Source organism: Enterococcus bulliens (genome assembly GCF_053761865.1).
The window spans coordinates 90301-115585 of record NZ_JBSMXK010000002.1 but is presented as its reverse complement, the minus strand read 5'-3'; the positions used below and the strand labels follow the sequence as shown (position 1 = coordinate 115585).

Below are 25285 nucleotides of genomic sequence, written 5' to 3'. Positions count from 1 at the left end.
CCACAGATTATTCCTGTGGTGTATTTTTGTGCAATGCTTGATACGTATTTTCTGCTACTTTACGAGGTAGTCCTTTAGCTTGTAATTCTTCAATTGTTGCTGCTTCGATTTTCTTCAGTGATTTAAATTCTTTCAATAACTCTTGCTTACGTTTTGGACCTAAGCCACTGATTCCATCTAGTTTTGACGCAAAGCTATTTTTACTGCGCAACTGACGATGAAACGTAATCGCAAAACGATGGACTTCATCTTGAATCCGCTGCAATAAAAAGAACTCCGCAGAATTTCGCGCCAAATCAATCGTATCTAAGTTTGGACCAAATAATAATTCACTGGTTTTATGTTGATCGTTTTTAGCTAATCCTGCAATTGGAATATCGATTCCTAATTGATTTTCCAAAACATCACGTGCCACATCGACTTGCCCTTTCCCTCCATCGATGATGATCAGATCTGGAAATGGCAATTGGTCTTTGATAACACGAGAATAACGACGATAGATCACTTCACGCATCGATGCATAATCATCGGGACCTTTCACTGTTTTGATCTTATATTTACGGTATTCTTTTTTTAATGGCTTCCCATCTACAAATACGACCATTGCGGAAACTGGGTCAGTTCCCATAATATTTGAGTTATCAAATGCCTCAATCCGAATCGGTGTGGGAATATTCATTGCTTGACCTAATTTTTCGATTGCTCCGATCGTACGTTCATTTTTACGTTGGATCAGCTCGAATTTTTCAGTTAACGAAACCCGTGCATTTTTATTGGCTAGTTCGACTAATTTTTTCTTTTCACCACGCTTAGGCTGTGTAATTCGTGTTTCAACGATCGCTTCGACACTCATTTGATCGATCGTATCTGGAATCAGTACTTCACGTGGAATAAAATGGTGATTTTCTTGATAAAATTGACCGATGAACGTCAAAAAATCTTCTTCTGCTTCATTATAAAATGGAAACATCGAAACATCTCGTTCAATAACTTTTCCTTGGCGCACGAAAAAGACCTGTACACACATCCAACCATTTTCAATCGCATATCCAAATACATCTCGATCCAATAGATCCGTTTGCGTCATTTTTTGTTTGGTCATAATCGTATCGATCGCTTGGATTTGATCACGGTATTCACCCGCTTGTTCAAATTCCATTTTTTCTGCCGCTTGGTGCATTTTCTGTTCCAATTCTTTTTGGATCGAAGTGTGTCCTCCATTTAAAAATCTTCTGATTTCTGCGGTCATTTGCGTATAAGTATCTTTAGGGACATCAAAAACACAAGGTGCCAAACATTGACCCATATGGTAATACAAGCAAACTTCTTTTGGTAACACTTTACATTTTCGCAATGGAAATAAACGATCCAATAGCTTTTTGGTCTCATTTGCAGCCCGTACATCAGGATATGGTCCAAAATAAGATGCTTTATCCTTCATTACTTTTCTGGTAATCAGTAGTCTTGGATAGCGTTCATTGGTCACTTTGATAAATGGATACGATTTATCATCTTTTAACATAATATTGTATTTTGGATCATTTTGTTGAATCAGATTAATTTCTAATACCAATGCTTCAATATCCGATTCGGTAATGATGTATTCAAAATCCTCGATTTCACTTACCAATCGTTCCGTTTTCGTATTATGGCTTCCCGTAAAATAAGAACGGACTCGATTTTTTAAGATTTTGGCTTTTCCAACATAAATAATCGTTCCATTTTTATCTTTCATCAAATAACATCCAGGTTGATCGGGAAGCAAGGCGAGTTTATGTTGAATCCGTTCGTTCATCGACTTCTTCCTTTCCAAATTCGACAAAAAAAGATACCGATTGATTCATCAGTATCTTTTATGCTTATTGATGTGCTGCAATGACTGCTTCTAATTGATCTTTAGTGTGAACACCAACAAGTTTTTCAACGACTTGACCGTCTTTTTTAAATAGGAGTGTTGGAATACTCATGATCCCAAATGATGATGGTGTTTCTGGATTTTCATCTACATCCATCTTCACGATTTTTAGTGTATCTTCATCGTATTCAGCTGATAATTGATCCAAAATCGGTGCTTGCATACGGCAAGGACCACACCAAGTTGCCCAAAAATCAATCAAAACTAATCCTTTATCTGTTTCTTGTGCAAATGTTGCATCTGTAATATTGTTTGCCATGTAAATTACCCCCATCAAGTTTATATACCTATTATAACACCGCTTTTTTTTTTCTAACACTAACTTGCTTAGTGTTATTTGAAGATGACGATGGTTGCGCCATTTCCACCTTGATTATTTGGCGCAAAGCCAAAACTTTTTACACTACGATGATTTTGTAAATAATTTACGATTCCTTGGCGTAATGCTCCTGTTCCTTTACCGTGAACGATCTTCACTTGCGGATAATTAGCTAAGATAGCCGCATCAAGATACTGATCGACTTCATTTAAAGCTTCTTCATAGCGTTTTCCTCTTAAGTCGAGTTGAGGTGAAACGTGTGCTTGTTGACTATTTTGTACCGTATGAACAGTGCGTGGTTTCGCACTTTTTTCTTGTTGCAAGACTTCGATATCTTCTTCATCGATCGTCATCTTCAAGATTCCCATTTGCACTTGCCATTGACCTTTGCCTAACGACTTGATCAATTCACCGCGTTGTCCATAAGACGTTACTTTGACTTCATCGCCTACTTTTAATGTTTTAGCAGCTTTTGCTTTTTTTAATACTTTATTTTTCTGCAACACTTCGGCATGTTGCAATTGATTCATCTGCGTTTTCGCATCGATCAATTGATGTTCTTTGATAACTTGATTTTTCCCTTCTAGTTGCATCTTGCGCAACTGACGGATCAGTTTGTCCGATTCTTCTTGAGCTTCTTTTACGATTCGATTGGCTTCTTTTTTCGCTTCTTCAATTTGAGCGTCACGTTCTGCATAAAAATAAGCTGTAGCATCATCCAGTTCTTTTTTCAAACGATTTGCTTCTTTAACCTCATCACGCAATTGAATATACTCGATTTCCGCCATTTTGCGTCGTTCTTCTAGATCAGCAATCATCTCATTTAGATCTTGACTCTCTCCATCTAAGATTTGATGGGCTTGGTCAATAATCTCATTTGGCAACCCTAAGCGTTTTGAAATCTCAAACGCGTTACTTCGACCAGGTACGCCGATCAATAAACGATACGTCGGACTGAGTGTATCGACGTCAAATTCCATCGACGCATTGATTGTTTGCGCACGATTATAGCCGTAAACTTTTAATTCTGGATAGTGTGTCGTCGCCATTACATATGCATTTTTTGCACCAATCGCATCCAAAATCGAAATCGCTAAAGCTGCTCCTTCTTGAGGATCGGTTCCTGCTCCCAATTCATCAAATAATACTAAGCTGTGTTCATCTACTTGATCAATGATGGATACGATATTGGTCATATGTGAAGAAAACGTCGACAAGCTTTGTTCGATCGACTGCTCATCACCGATATCTGCAAAAATCTGTTCAAAAATCCCCATTTGACTTTCAGCAGCTACAGGTAGTGCTAAACCAGATTGTCCCATCAGTTGCAATAATCCCAATGTTTTTAGTGTGATCGTTTTCCCACCGGTATTTGGCCCTGTGATCACGACAGCTTGATAGTCTTTACCAATCAAAATATCATTAGGTACGACTTGGGTTTGGTCGATCAAAGGATGACGTGCACTTAAAAATGCGACTTCGTTTGCTTGACTGATCGTTGGAATAGTCGCTTTCAATTGTTTTGCGTACTGCGCTTTAGCATTCATAAAATCAAATTGACCTAATACGTAAGCATTGTGATGGATCTCTTTTTGATACGGAACCAATTCTGCAGATAATTCCGCAAGAATCCGTAAGATTTCATTTTTCTCAGCCAACTGCGCTTGTCGTAATTTATTGTTTAGTGAGACGATTTGTTTTGGTTCCACAAATAGCGTTTGACCAGAAGCACTTTGATCATGAACGACTCCACCAAAAACACCTCGGTACTCTTGTTTGACTGGAATCACGTAACGTTCATTTCGAATCGTCACGATCGCATCACTTAGATATTTTGTATTATTTCCACGGATCAAGCCATCTAAAGTCTCACGAATCACTTTTTCATTGCGGCGAATCGTTTGTCTAATTTGGCGTAATTCTTCCGAGGCATCATCGGTCACACGTCCATCATCTTCAATGGCTATTTTGAGGCGCTTGGTTAATTCAGGTAATACGACCAGTTCATGATGAAACGCATATGCTCGTTCTAATTCGATCTCTAATTCCATCAGTTCTTCGAAAAAGCGCGTCACTTCACTAGTCGTACTTAACACACGTGTCACTTGAGCTAGTTCTACACCATTTAGATCCGCACCAATTTGAATACGTTTTAAATGTGGATCAATATTTTCTAATTTGGGGATCGGGATCCCGCCACGTAAGCGTTGAAGCGTTAACGCGTCGCTAGTCTCTGCTAAGCGTTGGGCAATCTTTTTTTGATTAGTCAGCGGAAATAGCTTGGCTAATATTTTTTTTCCTTGATCTGTAACCAAGTAAGAAACTAACTGTTTTTTTACTTGATCAAATTCTAACACGTCTAATATACGTGAATTCATATGTTCACCTTCTATAGTTAAATTGCGATTATATAAAAAAGCAGTCGTTTATCAACGTCCTGCCTTTTCAATTGGTCCATTTTATATAATATTGGTAATCAATAATTGATAAAACCATTTCGAGAGTATCGGAGTATGTTTTACAATGCCATATCCTAGTTCACCTTTTGCAAACCATTGTTGGATAAACGCTAACGGTACAAATGAGAGAATGTATAATAAACCAAAGAATAAGACATAGATCATCAGTACGTTGAGTATGCCAGAGACGATCCAGTCATAGCGGTTTAATAATGTAAATTCGCGCAATTTCAAAAAGAAAATGGCAATAAATTTTGTAATCAGCCAACCGAAAAACAAAAGACCGAAAAAGGCGACGGCTGCATAGTAGGCGTGCCCCAGTTCAAATCCTTGTTCCATAGAATAAAAAGCAAACGATGAATCAGGAGTGACTGACATATACGGTACATACAGTTCAATATGTTTTCCAAGGTCCTTATATTTGCTTAAGGCAATCATAAAGGAAATACTAAAGCCTACTAAGTGAATCAGTTGTAACGCAACGCCTCGTCTAGCACCATTGTAAAATGAAAATAGACAAATTAATAAAAAAAGTACTCCTAACATCATTTATCCTTTCTATCATCCCTGAGAAGATTTTTCTTTGATTGAGCGTTTACGCTCTTCATTTAAAATGCTTTGTGCCTCTAAATGATTTTGAATGACGGGATCTTTTTTACCATTCTTTTCTAACACTTGACGTGCTTCTTGTTCGATCGCTTCGATTCGTTTTAAACGATTTTCTAGTTCCACTGCTTTAATAGCAGTCTGTTTTAACTCTTCTACTTGATTCGTTAGACGCAAGATTTTTTCTTGTTTAGTCAATTGATCGGATACCGCATTGATCGCCATCAAAATTGCCGCTTGCTCTTTATCTAATTGTGGCGATAAACGATGCAATTCGGTTAATTGTTCATTGACTATTGATGTAACTAAATCCATGTGTTTGGTACTTTGTGTCCCAATGATCGTATAGGATTGATGATCAATGACCGCTTTATAACGCTTTTTTTGAATCGCCATTTTGTTAACTTCCTCCTAAAGTACCCAAAAAAAGGATACCATTCTACAACTGTTATCTATTATAATAGATAAAGGAGTTTTTTTACAGTAATATTTCCTAATAATTAAGAAACGAGTGATCCTTTTGGAAACGATAGTCTTAAAATTAACCCCGTCTGAAATCACAGCTTTAATCGACTATTATCAGGCCAGCGAAACAACGACAAAAGCACAATATGTGACGTTTAGTGCAAAATACAATCACACCACCATCACAGTATATACTTCTAACAAAGTTATGTTTCAAGGCCAACATGCACAAATTGAAGCCAAACGTTGGAAGTCTGAACTACCTGAAAAAAAAGCCGAAAAAACCAATACCACATCCACTGCTACGCTTCCTAAAAATCTTGCGACGCTCCCATTGATCGGCAGTGATGAAGTTGGAAACGGAAGCTACTTTGGCCCCTTAGTCGTATGCGCAACTTTTGTTGGACCCGAACAGTTTGACACATTGAAACAATGGGGAGTAAAAGATTCTAAGCTATTAACGGATGCACAAATTTTAGCGCTCGCACCAAAATTAAAAGCATTTCTTTTGCACCAAGAACTTGTAGTATTACCAGAAAAATACAATCAAATCCAACCCAAATACAATGCTGTGCGAATGAAAGTCGCCTTGCATAACCAAGCGATCGCTTTATTAGAAAACAAAGTGCCCGAAGCTAAAGGAGTATTGATCGATCAATTTACTCCAGAAAAAACCTATCGTAAGTATCTTGCTTTAGAAAAAAAACAAGCTAATCTCCCATTGTATTTTTTAACAAAAGGTGAACAATATCACCTTGCTGTAGCCAGTGCTTCGATTATTTGCCGTGCGACATTTTTAACAACACTAGCAGAATTATCGACACAAGCAAACATTACTTTGCCTTCTGGTGCTGGAAAAGCATCAGATGATGTCGCAGCTAGGATTATAAAAACAAAAGGGATCGATGCACTCAGATATTTCGCTAAATTACATTTCGCAAATACACAAAAAGCCATACAGCAAGCACAAAACAAAAAGTAGAGAACGAATTCTCTACTTTTTGTTTGTTTCTAAATCAGTTTCACGAACAAGATAAACTGGGCGTCGTTTGACTTCTAAGTAGATTTTTCCAATATATTGTCCTAAAATCCCCATGAAAAATAATTGAATACCACCTAAAAATAAAATGATCGAGACCATTGAAGGCCATCCGGAAGTTGGGTCGCCAAAAATCAATGTACGAATGACAATTCCAATCATCATAACGATCGCGATAATACACGAAATCACACCACCGATTGCAGACAATTGCAATGGAAAATTCGAAAAATTAATGATTCCCTCAAATGAATAGCTTAACAATTGCCAAAATGACCATGAAGTACTCCCTGCCACTCGTTCTTGGTTCTCATAAGCTAAATACGTTGTTTTAAAGCCTACCCAGCTAAAAATTCCTTTTGAAAAACGATTGTATTCAGACATTTCTAAAATCGCATTGATCATTTGACGTGTCATCAAGCGAAAATCACGTGCACCATCGACCATTTCAGTCTGTGAGATCTTATTGATAATCTTATAAAAACTTTTAGCAAAAAAACTTCTCAATGCTGGTTCGCCTTCACGATCTGCTCGTCTAGTACCGACACAGTCGTAGCCTTCTGTTGTAATCAAACGATACATTTCTGGTAATAAAGATGGTGGATCTTGTAAGTCTGCATCCATCAATGTGACCAAATCGCCTGTTGAAGCTTGAAGACCTGCATAAATCGCAGCTTCTTTACCAAAATTACGTGAAAAATCGATATAGTGGACCCTAGCTGGATCAAGCTGATGTAATCTTTTCAATTCTTTTAATGTTTGATCAGAAGAACCATCATTTACAAAAATATATTCAGGTTCGATAGGCATCTGATTTACGACCTCTTCAACCGCTTCATAAAATAATGGCAAACTCTCTTGCTCATTATAACACGGAACTACAATTGATAATTTCATTCGTTGAATCCTTTCTCATTCATTTAATTTACTAAACTAGTGCTATCATATCATCTTTTCAAAGTTTCTAGTAGTTCCATTGTCTTACTTTTAGACAATTTTGACAGCTTTCTTAAAATATGGCATGCTTTTCATGAAAAAGGAGTGGACAATATGAAAAAAATCGCAATTATCGGTGGCGGAATCATCGGTGCGGTGACAGCTTATTATTTAACGAAAGCCAACTATGCAGTAGAAGTATACGATGAAGGTATCGGACAAGCGACAAAAGCTAGTGCCGGAATTATTGCGCCTTGGCTTTCAAAAAGACGCAACAAAAAATGGTATGCTTTAGCGAAAGATGGTGCTGCTTTTTATGCAAAATTCGTGCACGATTTAGCACTAGATGAAACGATCTATCATCAAACTGGGGCTTTATTGGTGCGCCCAAAAGACAAACTCGAATCACTCGCTGAACTTGCACAAACAAGGCGGAAAGAAGCGCCAGAAATCGGAGATATCACCTTACTTGATCCAACGCGCGTTTCAACTATTTTTCCGCTCCTAAATGCACAAGCGGCTTTAATGATCTCAGGTGGCGCCAAATTGAATGGGCACGCTCTATTGATTCATCTTTACCGTCAGATTGAAGCCAATGGTGGAAAGATCATTCAGAAAAAAGCTCACTTTAAAAAAAATACTACTGGCTATCAGGTGATGACCGATACAACGACGTCTACGGTCGAGTTGATTTGTTTAACTAGTGGACCTAGAGTCAAAGAATTATTAGCACCTTTAGAGTATCACGTAGATATTCGCCCGCAAAAAGGGCAATTGATCGTCTTTGAAACGGATTTAGCAACTAAACATCTTCCTGTAGCATTATTGGACGGTGAAGCGGATTTGATTCCTTTGGCAAATGGAAAAATCTTACTGGGGGCAACTCATGAAAATGATGCGAAGTACGATCTTACGCCAACGAGCGAGGCTTTTACAAACTTGACACAATCGATTGCTCGTTTTTTAAGCTCTCCTGAAGGTCTGTTTAACACCCCATATCGCTATCAAGTCGGCACACGTGCATACACATCAGATTTTGCACCATTTTTCGATCAGCTTCCTCATGAAGAAATCTTTGTGGCTAGTGGCCTTGGCTCTTCTGGTCTAACGACAGGACCATTGATCGGCTACTTACTGGCTCAAAAAATTCAAGGGCAATCACTTGATTTGACTCGATATCAAAAACCACTAGATACCTATATCACTAAAAGCTAGAAAATCCTTTTAGCCTATTCATAGAGTGTGACAGAAGTCGTTCCTTCTTAAATAAGCCGCATCATTACAGAAAATAGTTGAATCTATTATCTGTAATGATGCGGCTTATTTTTTTAGAGATGCCCACTTTTGTCACAATCTCATTTTAATAGGGAATATTTGCTTGTAGTAAAGTTCGATCTAGAATCAAAATTTTTCGTTCGACACTTTTGATAATGTGCTCTTGTCGTAACTTTTGCATCATTCGATTGACACTACTAGCAGAAGTGATCCCACAAAAACGTGCGATTTCCTCATTCGTCACTTCAAAATCAATTAATGTCCCTTCAGGAGTTTGAACACCAAATTGTTCGCACAACTCTTCTAACTCTGCACAAATCGCGCCAAATTTACCATTCATCAACATCTGTTGCATTTTTTTCATAGTATACATCAAATAGACCCGATAGTATTCTTTGACATATTGTTGTAGTGCTGGATCTTGATTGACATCACGCCAAAATTGTTCACGCTCAATCTTATACAACGTTGCCTCAGCTGATTCGACACGAATATTAAACGGTGCTTCCACTAAAGGTGAATACTCATCTTTAAATAAAGAAACGATTTCCATGTCATTGATGTATTTTAAATTAAACTCCCTACCCTCTTTTGAAATCATACTTGTTTTCACGATGCCTTCTTTTAAGATGTAGACATAGCGATCCTTGATCCCTTCGTAAGTAAGATAGTGTTTTTTCTTTTTTTGAACAAGTAAAAACTCATGTTGCTTCAAATAGTCTTCTAAAACTGCTTTTTTCACTCTTTTTCCCCCTAAAATCTTTACTGAGTGTTTTTGCTACTCCTAGTTAACAAGAGTTTGACTAAAAAAACAATACCATTTGTTACTATTTTTTGGTAGTGATCTTATTCAATAGATTCGATCATACACAAAATCGCATGTTTGTTTCTGAAAATTTCATTATAGTAAACACATTCCAAAATACAAACAAAGGATGGATGATGATGGAAGAAAGTAGTTCACGTTTATTTAATAAGGGATTTATGTTGATCACCCTAATTAATTTTATTGTCTTTTTGATTTACTACTGTTTTGTAGTAATTACGGCTCAATTTGCCAGCCAAGAATTAAATGCTTCAAGCGCACAAGCGGGATTGGCTACGGGGATCTTTATTATCGGGACACTAGTCGCGCGACTTTATATCGGAAAAACGCTCGAATTGACTGGTCGTAAATTGATTTTACGGCTAGGCGCTTTGCTTTATGTGCTTACCACGATTGGCTATTTATTCTCGTCAACTGTCTTGTTACTTGATGGGGTACGGTTTCTAAACGGATTTGCTTATGGTATGGTATCCACTGCTGCAAATGCGATCGTGACAAGCTATATTCCTGAGAGTAAACATGGTGAAGGCATCAATTATTATGGATTGAGTACAAGTTTAGCTGCTGCTGTTGGGCCGTTTATTGGAATGCTCTTACTGCCGCTTTTTGGTTTTCGTTTTATTATTTGGGTGGCCATTTTATTATCGCTTCTCACGTTGATTTTATGCTTTACCTTCCCCGTAAAAAATATCACGTTATCGCCAAAAGAAAAAGCTGCGCTCACTGGTTGGACTTGGGATCGGTTGATTGAAAAAAAAGTATTGTTTATCTCAACGATCGCCTTTTTTATAGGTTTAGCTTATTCTAGTGTCTTAACATTTTTATCTACTTATGCAACAGAATTGAATTTAATTTCTGCTAGTGCTTTTTTCTTTGTCGTATATGCGCTATCCGTAACGTTTACTCGTCCGATGACTGGCCGATTGTTTGATGCTAAAGGTGTCGATTCTGTGATGTATCCTAGTTTTATTTTCTTGACGCTAGGATTAGGTTTATTAGCTTTTACAACAACTAGTTGGATGCTTTTAGTGTCTGGTGCGTGTATTGGTTTGGGATATGGTACTTTTATGTCTAATGGTCAAGCTGTCTGTTTGAAATCAGTCGACTTATCAAAAATCGGAATCGCACTTTCTACTTACTTCATTGGACTTGATCTAGGTTTAGGCGTTGGCCCTTACATTTTAGGGATATTGCATTCGGTGTTGTCTTATCAAGGATTATATTTATTATGTGCCTTGATTCCCGTTATTATCGCTATCATTTATCGTTTGTTTTATCATCCTGTATTTCAAGAAAGAAAGGAAACTGTCTTATGAACCAAAATGAAGAAATGATGCTATTATTGACTACACTTACACATGAGATCCATGCATTACATGAAGAGATCCATCAAATCAGAACGATCAATGCAAATTTGCAAAAAGAGCACACCCTAGTCGATCACGAACTACGATCGATCAAATTGGCTATTTTAAATGATAATATTATGGGATAAAGCAATGGATATTCGTTGCTTTATCTAAAAGAAAGCGCTATAGTAATAAAAAAGAAGATTGGAGTGTTTTGCATGACAGATTATGAGAAAAAAGAAGATCACGTACTTGACCATATCGCAAATGCGGTATTGAAATTAGAAGATGAATTGACCAAATTGGATTCGTTAGAAGAAGACGATGCCAAGAAACACGAAATCAAAAAATGGTACACTGAAAAGAAAGCCTTACATGAAATCAAGAAAATTCTTCATGAAGCTGGAAAATACGACAAATATGAAGAAAAAGAATTGGAACATTTAGATAAATATTTAGATAAATTAGACTAAAAAAGACGGTGACAGAAGTAACCCTAAAAAATAAGCCACATCATCCCGGTAGTAGGTTCACCTATTTCGGTGAGGATGCGGCTTATTTTTTAGACCACTTTTTATTAGATTATATGACAGTTTGCTGTTATATCATTTTTTAACGAAACGTTTTTTTAGTGTCATCGTCAAAATAAATACAAATGCACTAAAACATAACACAGTCGACACAGCAAAAGTCACGTGCATGCCATTGACAAATGCACCTTTATCACTGGTCAAACTAGCAATCGGCTTGTTTGCAAAAGCATGGACAGCTAGTGTTAAAATCGTCGTAGACAATCCGACACCTAATACCATTCCTAGGTTTCTTGAAAGTGCATTTAATGCACCTGCGATTCCTAAGAACCGTTTTTCGACAGCATTCATAATAATCGTATTATTTGGAGCTTGAAATAATGAATTTCCAGTTGACGATAAAATAATAGATGGAATAATGACACTTAATGGACTAGTGACTTGCCAAAATAAATAGGTCACTTGGCCACAAGTCAATAATGCCAATCCAATAATCGTCAGCACACGTTTATTAAAACGATCTGCCAAATATCCTGCCACTGGGGCTAAGATTACTTGGACAATTGGAAATACCATCATGATCAACCCTGCTTGACTGGTCGAAAATCCTTTGATCTCTTGTAAGTAAAATGGCATGATCATCGTGAAAAAAAAGGCACAGATAAATACGAATAGAGCGCTTAACAAGCTTTCATCGAATAATTCATTTTTGAATAAAGAGAGTTCAACTAAAGGATTTGATACCCGCTTTTCCCAATAATAAAACGCAATAAAGCAGATGATCGTCCCGATAAACAAACAGCCACTCAACATAACCGCACTTGTTAATAATTGGATTCCCGCATAAAAGGTCAAGATCAACCCAGCTAATAGTCCCATCCAATATAATCCAAACGTTGTTTTTGACGGTGTGTGCTGCGTGGTAAAATACGATAGCCAAAAGCTATCCCAATCAAGCCAATCGGCACATTAATCAAAAAAATCGCATTCCAATTCCATTGACTTAACAACAGTCCGCCTAAACCAGGTCCTGTGATCGCACCTAACGAGACAAAAGCGGCTAAGATCCCTAACGCTCGACCACGCTGTTGTTTTGGAAACGTTTCGGTAATGATCCCGTTACTATTGCTCATGATCATTCCTGAACCTAATGCTTGTAAGATACGTGAGGCAACGAGCATCAGTAGATTTTGGCTCAGTCCACAGCAAAGTGAACCTACAATAAAAATAATCCCCCCTACTTTATACACAGTAGTCTTTCCTAGCATGTCTCCAAGTTTACCGAAAATCAATAACGTACAACAAATCGTCAGCAAATAACTTGATACCACCCACTCACTTTGAGTTAATGGAATTGAAAGTTCTCGACTAATCGTAGGCAAGGCAATATTGACAATACTTGAATCTAAAGTTGACATAAAAATAAATACGCAAATCGTCAGTAAAATCCAGATATTTTGTTTTAATTCTTTCACAACTTTCGCTCCTTTTCCTATCCATCTTATTATGACGGATAAAAAGATGAATCGCAAAAGAATTTTAGTGATGTGACAATAGTTTTAGTTATGTGCTTTTTGTAATTTCAAGATCACTTCTTCGCTTAAAAAGGTTTCGATCGGTTGATTTTCTTGTAAGGCTTTTGAAACGAGTTCGCTTGCTTTTTGATACCCAATCAATGGTGTCAAACGTGTAGCTAAGCTCACACCTTGCTCGACTTGTTGCTGACAATGCGTTTCATTTACGATAATCCCTTCCACACACTTTGTTTGAAATACATGACAAACTTGAGTCAAGCTCTTTAGCGAAAGAAATAAATGATGAAATAAAATGGGCTCAAATGGATTCAATTCCAATTCACCAGATTGCGCAGCTAATGTAATCGTCAGATCACTACCCATAACTTGAAATGCCACTTGTTGAACGATTTCAGGAATGACGGGATTCACTTTTCCAGGCATGATCGAAGAACCTGCTTGACGTTTCGGTAGCTGAATCTCACCTAAGCCACTACGCGGACCGCTAGCCATTAACCGAAGATCATGTGCAATCTTTGATAAGGCTACGGCTAAAGCTTTTAAACTACTTGAGATCTGCACGAATTGATCAATGTGTTGCGTTGCATCGACTAAGTGATCAGCCGGATAGACTGTAAATGGCAACAATTGATTAAGTTCTTCATAAACAGCTTGTTGATAAATCGGACTAGCATTCACACCCGTACCAATCGCAGTTCCTCCTAAGTTTAGACGTGTGATTTCTTTTCGACTAGCGTATAACCGTTTTTGACAACGTAGTAAACTCGTCGCAAATGCTGAAAATGTTGTCCCAAAAGTCGTAGGCACAGCATCTTGTAACTGAGTACGCCCCATTTTTTGAGCGGTCGCGTATTCTTGTGATTTTTTATGAAACGCTTCGATCAGCGTTTCTAAAACCGTATCTAATTCCATCATGTATAAATAAACTGCGATTTTCCCAGAGCTTGGATAAACATCATTCGTTGATTGGCTACGGTTGACATCATCTAGTGGATCAAGAAATTGATATTCTCCCTTATGATGACCCAAATATTCCAAGCCACGATTTGCCAAGACCTCATTAATATACATATTTGTAGACGTTCCCGCCCCACCTTGGATGGCATCAAGTTTGCAATCTAATAAAATCGTATGGTCCAATAAATCGCGCGCAGCTTGCTTGATCGCTGTCACTTTTTTAGGATCAATCACCTCTGCTCGACCATTCGCACTCGCTGCTGCAGATTTGATCAAAATCATGGCCTGTAGCATTTTAGAATCGACTGTCGATGAACTGATTGTAAAATTTTCTTTTGCACGATACGTATGGATCCCCTCGTAAGAATCTTCATGGAGCAACACTTGGCCTAAACTATCTTCTTCAATACGCATCATCTTTTTTCCCCCTCGCTATTTATATGATAAACTATCATAAATCAGGAATTAGTGTAAGGTGATTGGCTGACTTCATTCATTATCAAAGTTCGCAATCGCTTACTTGTTTTTTATCAAAGAAAAATACCCTAAATCCAGAAAAGAGGAAAGCCATGGATCACTTAGATTATCAATTACTGACTTTATTGCAACAAGACGGACGTAGCTCGATCAAGCATTTGAGCGAACGCTTATTTATTAGTGGTCCGGCCATCTCACAACGAATCAAACAGCTAGAAGAGCAACAAGTGATTACCGGCTATCACGCTTCTTTAGATTACGAACAAACAAATCTAGCGATCAAAGCCTATGTTCAAATATCTGTTGAGCCACAGCAAAAACCACAATTCTATACCTATATTCAAGATATTCCCAATATTTTGGAATGTGATTGCGTGACTGGTCCCTATTCTATGCTCTTAAAAGTCGTCTTTCCAACGACTTCAGCATTGGATCATTTTATTAACCGTATCCAAAGTTTTGGTCGAACGAATACGCAGATCGTCTTCTCAACCCCACTACCTTCTCGTGGTTTTACATTCAAAAAAAGAGACGAGCAACTTGATTAAGTGCTCGTCTCTTTTTTTTTTCCAGTTTTGCCATGATGTACAGTCACTGGGCAAATATATTCATTTTCGGTCGGTTGTTTGTTCAACCGTTGTTCGAGTACCTCGATTGCTTGTAGCGCCATCATTTTTATCGGTTGAACAATCGTCGCAAGCTCAGGAAATAACGTGCGCATTAACGTAGTCCCATCATAACCTACGATCAGCAAGTCTTCTGGCACACGGTAGTGTTTTTGCTGGGCAATCTGATAGATCATCATCGCATCGACATCATTTGATGCAAAAATCGCTTCAACCGTTGGATGTTCCTCAAATAAACGTTGAAAAATATTTTGCTTTTCTTCATAGGAAATATTGAAATCGACAATAATCGTTTCGGGTTTCAACCCGTGAGCTTTCATCGTCGCTTCATACGCTTTACGTCGACGCATTGCCGGCGTATCTAAATCAGCTGGACCATTCGTATGTAAAATCACTTTAGCACCTTGTCTGATCAGTAATTCAGTGGCTTTTTGACCACCTAAATAATTATCTGATTCAATGATCGGAATATCTTGGTTCATCACACGATCAATCGCTACAATCGGTAAATGTTCGTATCGATACTCCTCAATTCCTTGATTATGCGCCCCTACAATTAAACCATCTACTTGTTCGTTCAGTAATTGATTTAGATAATCTGTTTCTTTTTGACGATTATTCATCGAGTTGCCGATAATGACCTTATACCCTCTTTGATAAAGCTCATTTTCTAAAATAGCAACTAATTCTCCAAAAAATGGGTTGGCTACGGTCGGAAAAATCAAGCCGATCAAATTGGTTTTTTTATTGTAAAGTTGTCTTGCTACCACGTTAGGTTGGTAATTTAATTCTTGCATCGCCGCTTCGACTTTTTCAATGGTTTCTTGACTTAAATAGCCTCGTTTGTTTAAGACTCTAGATACCGTCGTTTTTGATACATTTGCTAATTTTGCTACATCTTCTAGTTTTGGTCGCATGCTGTCACTCCTTAAAAAAACCCCCGTCATACACAAAGGCATCACGGGGCAATCGCTTATTCTTGTAACAAACGTAGTCCTAATGCAAAGTTTCCTAAAGTTGCAGATCCATTATTTTTGATCAGAGGACGTGTAATGTATTTTTCTAATGGAGGCAATTCAACGTAATCGTTTAGCATTTCAGCTGTTTTTTCACGGATCTTAGTCAACAACACGTCATTGACCACGCTACCACCAAAAACGATTTTATCTGGACGTGTAATCAGTGTTGCCTGAATCACTGCTTGAGCTAAATAATACGCTAAGATATCCCAAACTGGATCAGTTAAGGGTACGGTTTCGCCTTTTTGACCTAAACGTGCTTCAAAGGTTGGTCCAGCAACTAGACCTTCTAAACAGTCCCCATGATACGGACAGATACCGTCAAAATCTAGATCTTCTGGATGGCGTTTTACAAACGTATGTCCCATTTCTGGATGACCTGCATCGCCTAAAAGACGACCTTCAATCACTGCACCACCACCAACTCCTGTTCCGACAGTATAGTAGACAACCGAGTCGATTTTTTCATTTGTCAATGTCGACATGATGTATTCCCCATATGCTGATCCGTTTACATCTGTAGTAAACGCTGCTGGAACACCTAATGCTCGTTCCAACTGACCTAGCAAATCGGTATCTTGCCAGCCTTTTTTCGGTGTTGTCGTAATATACCCATATTTTGGTGAGTGCTTACGAATTTCGATTGGGCCAAAAGATGCTACTCCTAATGCCTCGATGTCGAATTGTTTAAAATAGTCGATTGTTTTCGCAATCGTTTCTTCAGGTGTCGTAGTTGAGATCGTCACCTGATCTTTCACACGATAGTCTTCATCGCCTACTGCACAAACGAACTTTGTACCGCCTGCTTCAATACTTCCAATTAACAAAATGGAACCCTCCTTAGATATGCGTAATAGCCTCACTTTCCAAAGCGTACAATGTATGCGCAATCGTCGTTTTTTGATCCACAGTCAAACGACATGCTAATGGCACTTCAGAATAATAACGCTCAGTAAATACCGTTTCACCATCATTGAGGAAAATCTCAATCGAACTTGTGTCGATAAATACTTGACATGAGAAAACTTTCTCCTCTTGGATTGTACCATATCGGGCTTCGTTATTGTCGTTTCTACGTAAAATTAATTCACGATTTTTTGGTTCATAACTAAGCGTGATCACTTGGGCTATATTTGTTTCAAAAGATAACGTCCAAGCTGTGTTTGTAGCCATCTGTTCAAAGTCAAATACTAATTCATGATGTCTTAATGCTGGAGCGATTTCTAGTTTCGTTTCGACAGTTTGAACGGTGTCACTTTCTTGTTCTTGACGTAAAGCAATTAATTCACGTGCTGGTTTCATATACAAATGTCCATTTTTTAAAGACAGTTCACGCGGTAACGTCAATGCACCCGCCCAGCCGTCTGCTTGCTCTGGCATGTCGCTTTCCCACATATCCATCCAACCAAATACTAGACGACGACCGTCTGGAGCTTGTGTAGTTTGTGTCGCATAAAAATCATGACCACGATCCAATTCTTTAAATTCTTTATGTGTATATGTCATGTCAGATTCATTCAACGTTCCTACAAAGTAGCCTGTTTGAAAAAGATTCAAATATTCTTTCCCACATGCTTCGATTCCTTGTGGCGATAATAATAAAACAGCTGAACCATCTAATTCAAAAAAGTCTGGGCACTCCCACATAAATCCTTCTTTAGCTACACTTTTTGCTTTCGTCATTGGACCAACATAATCCCAATTTAGTAAATCTTTAGAACGATAAACAATTACGCGGCCTAGTCCATCGTTTTCTTGACTCCCTAGGATCATGTAGTAAACACCATTTTGTTTCCAAACTTTAGGATCACGAAAATGATGCGTATTATCTGCAGGTTCTTTTGCAATTACTGGATTGTGTTCGTATTTTGTAAAATGAATTCCATCTTTACTGTAGGCCATATTTTGATTTTGCCAGAAATGATCAGGATCGTTATCTCCATAATAGTGATGTCCTGTATAAAATAAGTAAAGCGTATCATCTTTTACGATCGCGCTGCCAGAAAAACAACCATCTTGGTCTTCCACATCCCCTGGTGTTAGTGCGATCGGTAACGTTTCCCAGTGAACGAGATCTTTACTTCTCGCATGTCCCCAATGCATTGGGCCCCATTTGGCACTGTAAGGATGATGTTGATAAAAAATATGATAATACCCTTGAAAATACACGAACCCGTTTGGATCATTGATCCATCCATTACTTGCCATCACATGATAGCCTAAACGATAGCGTTCATTATTTACTTTAATAAATTCTTTTTCCATTTCAATTCCTTCTTTCTTTATCTAATCTGTATATTTTTAATTTTATTGTCGAATGAATGGATCACCTAAAACATCTTGATCGTCGTTTTTCAATAAGAATGCTGCAAAAATACCTGAAACCAATACTATCAATGAAATAATTCTAAAAGTCATAGTAAATCCAACATTGTCCCGCAAGATTCCTAATGGTGTCGATAAAATGACTTGTCCAACTTGAGCGGCAATTTGAAAACCAATCATATAAAGTGTAGCAGACAATTTCGTATCAAAATGAAGAGTGAAATAACGAAACATTGGTAAAATAAACATTGGAACTTCTAGTGCGTGAAGCATTTTGATCATCGATACAGCAACTGGACTAGTCGTTACACTACATAACCCAATACGTAAGCACATGATCGTAACGCCGATCAATAGCGTTTTCTTTACACCGATTTTGTGCATGATCAATGGAACGACGCCTAACATGGCTGCTTCACAAAAAACTTGGACAGAATTGAGTGTTCCATAAACTTGTTGACCTACTTCTTGAGAAGAAAATAGATTAGTGTAAAACCCTGGAAACATCTGTTGATCAAATACATTATAAAATGTCCAAGTAAACATGATAAAAACAATAACGACCCATAATTGCTTTAGTTTTAATAACGAAAACATTTCACCTAAAGAAGGAACTGTTGATTCTGTAGAAGCATCACTTAATTTATCAATGGCTTCACGCTCTGCTTTTGGTTTCCAAAAAAGAACGTTTACTAATAAACATAATCCAAAAAATGACCCTGCCCAAAAGTTTAAATTGGGATTAATAACGAATAAAAAGCCAGCTAACAATGCAACAATAGCATATCCAAATGATCCCCACGCACGCGCTTGTCCATACTCAAAATCAAACAAGCGACTAAACCGTTCTGAAACAGCCTCAAAGATTCCGACTGCTGAAAGATAGCCTGCAGATAACACAATTGCCCCTACAACAATACCGATATTGAATTGACTACGAAGTAACGGACCATAAACGTAGATAAAAAATGGACCGATTAAAGTAGCGATTACAGAAGAAAAAACCAAAAGTGAACGTTTGATCACTAATTTATCTTGGACAGCACCGTAGATGAACATCAAGACTAACGTCACAAGTGAATTCACTGAAAACACAGTTCCAACTTGACTACCAGACAGACCTAACCCACTTTTTGGGGTCGTTAACCATAATTGGAAAAATGACCACCAAACACCCCAAGATGCAAAGAACAACATTAACGTGACAGAACTTTGTAAATAAGATTGATTTTTAAAAGCCTTTTTTAATTTCGACATCTTCTTTTCCTCCAGATCGATTATACTAACCGGTTGACACAAAAAAATATAAGCGCTTTCTATAATTGGATTATAAATCGCTTTCAAAAACATGTCAACCGGTTGACACAAAAAAACAGAAAAAAACTCGACACCTAATAAGTGTCGAGTTTCTACTCAATTTAATTAATGGCTTCTCCGCCAGTTACACCATAAATTTGAGCCGTAACGTAACTTGCTTTATTTGAAGCTAAAAATACATATACAGGAGCTAATTCTACTGGTTGTCCTGCACGTTCTAATAATGTATTTTGTCCAAATTCAGGTAAGTCCTCTTCTGGTTGCCCACCATCTAATTGTAGTGGTGTCCAGATTGGTCCTGGTGCTACACCATTAACACGGATTCCTTTATCCGCTAATTTTTTTGCTAACCCAATCGTAAAGTTGGTTACAGCCGCATTTGTTGAGGCATAGTCTAGTAATCCTGGGCTAGGATTAAATCCTTGGATTGACGTCGTCGTCACAATTGCACTACCTGGAGGCATATGTGGTACTGCTTCTTTTACTAAAGCAAACATGGCGATAATATTCACTTTATAGGTTTCTTCTACTTGTTTCATGGTCAAGTCTTCTAAAGTTGGTTGAGAGATTTGTTGTGCAGCATTTAAAATCAATGTATCTAGTCCACCAAATTCTGAAACAACTTTTTCCACCATTTCTTTCGAGTGGTCGCCTTCTTTAAAATCATATCCTAAAAGTAGTGCTTTTCGTCCTTCTTTTTCGACGAGTTCTGCAACTTCTTTTGCATCAGTCTCTTCACCAGGTAAAAATTGAATCGCTACGTCTGCTCCTTCTCTAGCAAAAGCAATCGCAGCTGCCCGACCAATCCCAGAATCTGCACCTGTAATCAATACACGGCGATTTTCTAATTGATGGTTTCCTTCATAACTGGTTTCACCACAATCGGGAAGTGGTCCCATTTTATCGTCTAATGCTGGTGTATCTTGATCTTGCTTTGGAAATTTTTCAGTGTGGTACATTTTTCTTGGATCAACTAAATGTGGTTTTGTCATAAGTTTTACTCTCCCTTAGTGTTCGTTTTTATTATTGTTATAATAGTGACGCAATACTTGAATGAGTTTCTTTGTTTCAATAATCCATAAAGTTAACTTACTAATGATTTCCTGTGCTCGATCACTGTACTCCCCCTCTTTATATTCGAGCTAATACAATTAGATTATCGTGTTTGTGAAATTTTGGCAAAAATTTTGCTTTTAAGCGATTTACTTGACAAATTCACCTTCACATAGAGTTTTTCATTTGGTAGACTGTACACAAAGGGAGGGATTTGTTATGGAAGAACAATCATTTAGAACAGTGCCCCAAGAAATCAAAGGCTGGAATTGGGGAGCATTTATGTTCAATATTTTGTGGGGAATTGGAAATAAAACTTACTTACCGCTATTATGTTTAATTCCGATTTTTAATTTAGTTTGGATTTTTGTTTGTGGTTTTAAAGGAAACACTTGGGCTTGGCAAAAAGGGGATTATCAAGATGTTGAAACTTTTTTAGCTGTTCAAAAAACTTGGAACCGTGCAGGAATCGTCTATTTTATTATTAGTATCGCGTTATTATTCCTTTACATTTTCTTTATCGGTACCATGTTGACATTTTTTATTAACGGATTCAATGAAATTTCAAACACTTCTTATTATAATTAAACCAAAAATGGGCGTATGACAAAAAAGTTCCTTTTGAAGTACGATTTATTTTTTAGGGTGTGTGACAAACTTCTGTCACACACCCTATTTTTTAATGATTGATATCGAACATATGTCGATAGATTTCCAAAAAATTCCGACGTAATGTATGAGGATTCATCCATTGTTTTTGATCAAACTTCGCTTTAAATATTCCATTGCAATAACGACTGGTTAAATTCGATTTAAAAATGAGGTGCTGAGAAAACGTAGCTTTGGTGTATTCTCTACATTCAGCATTCAAGTTGTAATTGATGTCTTTTAATATATCCATCGCTTGTGTAATTTCTCCATCATCTAAATACTGGTTGCCTTCACTTATTTTTGCTAAATATTGATCGACTTGCTGATTGATCAATTGATCCGAAACAGTGATTTTATCAAACTGAAAGACTGTTGTCTTCATATTTTCACATTCCTCTCTTGTTGCATATTCCTTGAGACATTCCCCTATTCGAGTATACTATAACAATCAAAATTTTATAGTAAAGACTTACGTAAATAGCGAGATCACAACAAAAAGAAACATATATAACATTATTTTATAAAATATAATACTTGGTTAATTTACTAGAAACACTAGTTTAACAAGCTTTCACAAACTCATTAAATAGCTATCGTTATCGTTGGATGTATTCTGCTCATTTTATTCGTCTTTTCCAAAAAAAAAATGACCTTATTCTAACCTTACTCAGACGTTATGCTAGATACAATCCAGATAATGATGCAAAAAAAGAGAAACCCTAATTCATCAAGGTTTCTCCTAGTTATTTCTATTCTGCTTCTTCTTCGGCCATGAATAAAATTTGAATATCATCAAATTGAAAACATTATTAAATCAATCTTTTTGATAACTGTAACCTAATAAACATATCAATGAATTTCATATTAATTAAATCTAATGGCATTCAATATGGCATTCAATATGGCATTCACTAAATCTCATTGCGCTTGGGGAGTAAATATACATAAAATAAACTCGTTCTTTATTATTTAATATGAATAAATATTTAGCAAAAAAACAATACAGTAAAAAAAATACTCTTAAATTGAGCGTTCTTTCAAACAATAACTTATGTTAACTCTTCTGTTAATTCAAATATTAGTTTTATTATTTCTTCTTTTCCGTTTTTCGTTTCAGTCTTTTCTAAAAATAAATTTAGTAAACTTGAAATTTTTTGAATTCTCAAATAATTTTCAAGGATAACTAAATCGCATTCGTTTGAAGGATCTAACCTAGATATCAATTGGCTAGCTGAATCAATATTGATACTAGTATAAATAGCAAAAAATATCTCTTTAATTTCTGCTTCAAACTTTTCTTTATTTAAATTTGTTAAAAAATGGCTTATTCCTTCTGAAGAAATTATACTGTGTATTTTTTTTAATTCTTTAGTGTTATCATAGTTAAATTTTTTAATCAAATTTAACATTTTTTGTTTCTTTTCTTGATTTTCTTTTTGTTTTTTTAAATTTTGTAAATGAAAAATAGACAAAGATGTAATCACAGAAAAAAAACTACCGAAAAAAGTAAAACTAGCTTTTATATACATATCTAATAAATTTGTATTCTCATCAATTATATAACCTTTTAAGAAAATTAATAGTAATGTTCCTAGGACAGCAATTGATCCAAGGAAAGAATAGATGCAAATATAAATTGATAGACTTTTTTTATCATCTAATTCCATTTCGTACTATCTCCCAACATTTACTAAAATAATCAATTAATTCAGGATTAATTTGTGGGTTTTCTTCAACTATTTTTGATGCTGAACTTAGAGTTATTCCCTTACCTATGTCAGCATCATTTCTAGAAAGGGTTTGTTTTTTTAAAGATTTAAATTCCTTTTTCAAACATTCTGATATTTCGAAAACTAATACAAATCTGTCTGTATCCATAGAACTTCCAAAGACTTCTTCTGAACAATCATTACAAGTTAAGTCTTCTTTCAATACTTCATTACTTGAAAAAAAATTCAATGCTCCACATTCATCACACTTATATTTATAAATTATTCTAATAAAATTATTTTCTTGACTTGGAGATGAAATAGCTAAAAAAAACTTAATAGATTCTTCTAAATCTACAGAAAACATTTTAGAAAATCTATACGGACTTAAATAAGTATTGCCTTGGTTTACTTCTTCAGAAATGTATTCTCCCAACATCTTATAATTTATTTCAAATTCGAAATTTTCTCTTAAAAATTCATTGTTAGTGTAAATACCTAATAATTTGTCGTAAAGCATAGTCCTCTCTCCTTATTCTATCGAAAGAATTTTCTTTTTCGATTGCGGCGCTAGAGCTATCAACATAGTAATGTGTTATTAGTTCGTTGTTCCCAATTTTATAGTCTACTTCTACAAAAGTTAAAGCTTCATCCAAAGTTTCAGACACTCGTATATCAAAATTATCTTTATTAAACTTCCAAAATACAGATAATTTCGATAAATTGGAGTATTCAGCAATTATTTCTTTCAAGTTCCAATATAGTTTTGATTCATAAATAGGAGTTTTTTTATCATTTTTATTATCTGAACGTGTTAATTGTTTTTCGACAAAACTAAATCCAAATACATATCCTCCATCATTTATAAAAGTTTCAATAGACATTCGAGAAGCTTGATCTTGATACTTTATAGAAAGTGCTTTTTCTACAAATTTTTCAGGTTCTTTTAATAAAAAGTTTTTACTTAAAAACTCTTCTGCTTCTTCCTTTAACTGTTCTACTGAAATATTGCTGTCTACTTCTTCAACATTTCTTTTTATTAAATCTTCTGCTTTTTCTGACTGTTCTTTAAACAACTTATAAAGAGCAGATTCTAATTGAGCTTCTTCAAACTTTTTAATTTCAATTCCCAAAATCATCTTATCTATCTGATCAAAAATCGATTTTATAAGATCATATCTTTTCCCACCAAATTTCGTTTTATCTTGATCACGGATTTTCGAGAACATGCTGTCCTTTATACCTATTGAAATAATCTTACTATCTAAATTTATTCTGCAAGAAACTAGAAATTGTTTCTCTTCTTTTGTATTAGGAGTGATACATATTCCTATGTTAAAAAGACATAATAAACTATTTTGTTCTTTCCTAATTGATACAATACCTTGACTGTCATCCAAGTCATATAATTTTTTATCTAAATAACTTGAAAACTTACTAGATTGTAATTGCTCCCAAATTTCTGATAAATTTGGAATTTCGATAATTTTTTTATGATAATAAGTATCTTGATCCTGAAAAAAAAGAAATAGAAAAAATGCTTCTTCGATACTGTCTAGATCAAATTCACTTTCTTCACTATTAGAATTAATATATTGATTTAATACAGTAATTACCGCTTCTTTCCCCGTTTTACCTTCATTTTTTAATTCGATTAATTTTTTATTGTATTCAGGTATTGAAGGCTTTAAAAAGTCACTAAGCCTTTTTCCGTTAAACTTGTTTAATAAACTGTATTCGAATTTCATCTTCTTCACCCTTTGGTTTATCTGCTAATTTAATTAAAACAAAATAAAGATAAGAAAACAAGAATTTTCTTATCTTTCAGCAGATATAACCTAGGTAGAATATATCACTATAATACAGAACGTAAGTTCGTTTTTCAAGAAATATATTT

The 25285-nt window shown here is 36.1% G+C and carries 26 protein-coding genes; 7 read left to right on the top strand and 19 right to left on the bottom strand.

The features are described 5' to 3' along the window. Positions 1–7: 7 nt before the first annotated feature. The 5 genes from uvrC to zapA all read right to left on the bottom strand — a co-directional run bounded on the left by uvrC (position 8) and on the right by zapA (position 5695). On the bottom strand, positions 8–1795 hold the full coding sequence (uvrC, locus tag ACWOEC_RS01955; RefSeq protein ID WP_455305583.1) for an excinuclease ABC subunit UvrC: 1788 nt from the start codon (positions 1793–1795) through the stop codon (positions 8–10). 64 nt (positions 1796–1859) lie between these two features. Next, positions 1860–2174, bottom strand: a complete 315-nt coding sequence (gene trxA / locus ACWOEC_RS01950; RefSeq protein ID WP_455305582.1) for a thioredoxin — start codon at positions 2172–2174, stop codon at positions 1860–1862. A 74-nt stretch (positions 2175–2248) separates the two neighbouring features. Next, positions 2249–4612: an endonuclease MutS2 gene (locus ACWOEC_RS01945; protein WP_455305581.1), complete on the bottom strand. Its 2364-nt coding sequence runs from the start codon at positions 4610–4612 to the stop codon at positions 2249–2251. An 81-nt stretch (positions 4613–4693) separates the two neighbouring features. Continuing rightward, complete coding sequence (locus ACWOEC_RS01940) at positions 4694–5242, bottom strand: CvpA family protein (RefSeq protein WP_455305580.1); 549 nt, start codon at positions 5240–5242, stop codon at positions 4694–4696. A 12-nt stretch (positions 5243–5254) separates the two neighbouring features. Beyond that, the gene (gene zapA / locus ACWOEC_RS01935; protein WP_297077122.1) at positions 5255–5695 is read right to left on the bottom strand and encodes a cell division protein ZapA; all 441 of its coding nucleotides are present in this window, start codon (positions 5693–5695) and stop codon (positions 5255–5257) included. A 124-nt stretch (positions 5696–5819) separates the two neighbouring features. Between zapA and rnhC the strand changes: the two genes are divergently transcribed. Beyond that, complete coding sequence (gene rnhC / locus ACWOEC_RS01930) at positions 5820–6746, top strand: ribonuclease HIII (protein ID WP_455305579.1); 927 nt, start codon at positions 5820–5822, stop codon at positions 6744–6746. A 12-nt stretch (positions 6747–6758) separates the two neighbouring features. On the opposite strand, the gene ACWOEC_RS01925 is transcribed toward rnhC, so the two are convergent. Beyond that, positions 6759–7700, bottom strand: a complete 942-nt coding sequence (locus tag ACWOEC_RS01925) for a glycosyltransferase family 2 protein (RefSeq protein WP_297077118.1) — start codon at positions 7698–7700, stop codon at positions 6759–6761. Positions 7701–7853: 153 nt separating this feature from the next. Here ACWOEC_RS01925 and ACWOEC_RS01920 point away from each other — a divergent pair, with 153 nt between their 5' ends. Then, positions 7854–8954 (top strand): NAD(P)/FAD-dependent oxidoreductase, encoded by a 1101-nt coding sequence (locus ACWOEC_RS01920; protein ID WP_455305578.1) that lies wholly within the window; start codon positions 7854–7856, stop codon positions 8952–8954. 145 nt (positions 8955–9099) lie between these two features. Here the strand turns inward: ACWOEC_RS01920 and ACWOEC_RS01915 are convergent, their stop codons facing one another. Then, complete coding sequence (locus tag ACWOEC_RS01915; protein ID WP_455305577.1) at positions 9100–9756, bottom strand: Crp/Fnr family transcriptional regulator; 657 nt, start codon at positions 9754–9756, stop codon at positions 9100–9102. A gap of 203 nt (positions 9757–9959) precedes the next feature. On the opposite strand from ACWOEC_RS01915, the gene ACWOEC_RS01910 reads away from it, so the two are divergent. The 3 genes from ACWOEC_RS01910 to ACWOEC_RS01900 all read left to right on the top strand — a co-directional run bounded on the left by ACWOEC_RS01910 (position 9960) and on the right by ACWOEC_RS01900 (position 11662). Further along, positions 9960–11156, top strand: a complete 1197-nt coding sequence (locus tag ACWOEC_RS01910; protein ID WP_455305576.1) for an MFS transporter — start codon at positions 9960–9962, stop codon at positions 11154–11156. Then, a complete protein-coding gene (locus tag ACWOEC_RS01905) occupies positions 11153–11335 on the top strand; it encodes a hypothetical protein (protein ID WP_297077110.1) in 183 nt (60 codons plus the stop codon). The genes ACWOEC_RS01910 and ACWOEC_RS01905 overlap by 4 nt, the downstream gene beginning before the upstream one ends. 72 nt (positions 11336–11407) lie before the next feature. After that, positions 11408–11662 (top strand): hypothetical protein, encoded by a 255-nt coding sequence (locus ACWOEC_RS01900; RefSeq protein WP_455305575.1) that lies wholly within the window; start codon positions 11408–11410, stop codon positions 11660–11662. A 132-nt stretch (positions 11663–11794) separates the two neighbouring features. Here the strand turns inward: ACWOEC_RS01900 and ACWOEC_RS01895 are convergent, their stop codons facing one another. The 3 genes from ACWOEC_RS01895 to ACWOEC_RS01885 form a co-directional block, all read right to left on the bottom strand. Continuing rightward, positions 11795–12598: an MFS transporter gene (locus ACWOEC_RS01895; RefSeq protein ID WP_455305574.1), complete on the bottom strand. Its 804-nt coding sequence runs from the start codon at positions 12596–12598 to the stop codon at positions 11795–11797. After that, a complete protein-coding gene (locus ACWOEC_RS01890) occupies positions 12586–13194 on the bottom strand; it encodes an MFS transporter (protein WP_455305573.1) in 609 nt (202 codons plus the stop codon). The genes ACWOEC_RS01895 and ACWOEC_RS01890 overlap by 13 nt, the downstream gene beginning before the upstream one ends. 84 nt (positions 13195–13278) lie before the next feature. Further along, complete coding sequence (locus tag ACWOEC_RS01885) at positions 13279–14628, bottom strand: aspartate ammonia-lyase (protein WP_455305572.1); 1350 nt, start codon at positions 14626–14628, stop codon at positions 13279–13281. Between the two features lie 152 nt (positions 14629–14780). Here ACWOEC_RS01885 and ACWOEC_RS01880 point away from each other — a divergent pair, with 152 nt between their 5' ends. Continuing rightward, a complete protein-coding gene (locus ACWOEC_RS01880) occupies positions 14781–15236 on the top strand; it encodes an Lrp/AsnC family transcriptional regulator (protein WP_297077102.1) in 456 nt (151 codons plus the stop codon). On the opposite strand, the gene ACWOEC_RS01875 is transcribed toward ACWOEC_RS01880, so the two are convergent. From ACWOEC_RS01875 to ACWOEC_RS01855, 5 genes are all read right to left on the bottom strand, one after another. Beyond that, positions 15233–16231: a LacI family DNA-binding transcriptional regulator gene (locus tag ACWOEC_RS01875; protein ID WP_455305571.1), complete on the bottom strand. Its 999-nt coding sequence runs from the start codon at positions 16229–16231 to the stop codon at positions 15233–15235. The two genes, ACWOEC_RS01880 and ACWOEC_RS01875, sit on opposite strands and share 4 nt — an antisense overlap. 56 nt (positions 16232–16287) lie before the next feature. Further along, positions 16288–17160 (bottom strand): fructokinase ScrK, encoded by an 873-nt coding sequence (gene scrK / locus ACWOEC_RS01870; RefSeq protein WP_455305570.1) that lies wholly within the window; start codon positions 17158–17160, stop codon positions 16288–16290. Between the two features lie 13 nt (positions 17161–17173). Next, entirely contained in the window at positions 17174–18598 is a 1425-nt protein-coding gene (locus ACWOEC_RS01865; protein ID WP_455305569.1) for a glycoside hydrolase family 32 protein, read from the bottom strand. A 42-nt stretch (positions 18599–18640) separates the two neighbouring features. Continuing rightward, positions 18641–19915: an oligosaccharide MFS transporter gene (locus tag ACWOEC_RS01860; RefSeq protein WP_455305568.1), complete on the bottom strand. Its 1275-nt coding sequence runs from the start codon at positions 19913–19915 to the stop codon at positions 18641–18643. Positions 19916–20076: 161 nt separating this feature from the next. Beyond that, positions 20077–20967, bottom strand: a complete 891-nt coding sequence (locus tag ACWOEC_RS01855) for an SDR family oxidoreductase (protein ID WP_297077089.1) — start codon at positions 20965–20967, stop codon at positions 20077–20079. 280 nt (positions 20968–21247) lie between these two features. Here ACWOEC_RS01855 and ACWOEC_RS01850 point away from each other — a divergent pair, with 280 nt between their 5' ends. After that, the gene (locus ACWOEC_RS01850) at positions 21248–21616 is read left to right on the top strand and encodes a ribonuclease G (protein WP_297077086.1); all 369 of its coding nucleotides are present in this window, start codon (positions 21248–21250) and stop codon (positions 21614–21616) included. A gap of 91 nt (positions 21617–21707) precedes the next feature. Here ACWOEC_RS01850 and ACWOEC_RS01845 read toward each other — a convergent pair whose 3' ends face one another. The 4 genes from ACWOEC_RS01845 to ACWOEC_RS01830 form a co-directional block, all read right to left on the bottom strand. Next, positions 21708–22061 carry a hypothetical protein gene (locus tag ACWOEC_RS01845; RefSeq protein ID WP_455305567.1) on the bottom strand — a complete coding sequence of 118 codons (354 nt, stop codon included), beginning with the start codon at positions 22059–22061 and terminating at the stop codon, positions 21708–21710. 667 nt (positions 22062–22728) lie between these two features. Continuing rightward, a complete protein-coding gene (locus tag ACWOEC_RS01840; protein ID WP_455305566.1) occupies positions 22729–23346 on the bottom strand; it encodes a hypothetical protein in 618 nt (205 codons plus the stop codon). Further along, positions 23333–23908, bottom strand: coding sequence for a hypothetical protein (locus ACWOEC_RS01835; RefSeq protein WP_455305565.1), 576 nt, complete (start codon positions 23906–23908; stop codon positions 23333–23335). The genes ACWOEC_RS01840 and ACWOEC_RS01835 overlap by 14 nt, the downstream gene beginning before the upstream one ends. Beyond that, positions 23874–25136 (bottom strand): hypothetical protein, encoded by a 1263-nt coding sequence (locus ACWOEC_RS01830; protein WP_455305564.1) that lies wholly within the window; start codon positions 25134–25136, stop codon positions 23874–23876. The genes ACWOEC_RS01835 and ACWOEC_RS01830 overlap by 35 nt, the downstream gene beginning before the upstream one ends. Positions 25137–25285: the final 149 nt, after the last annotated feature.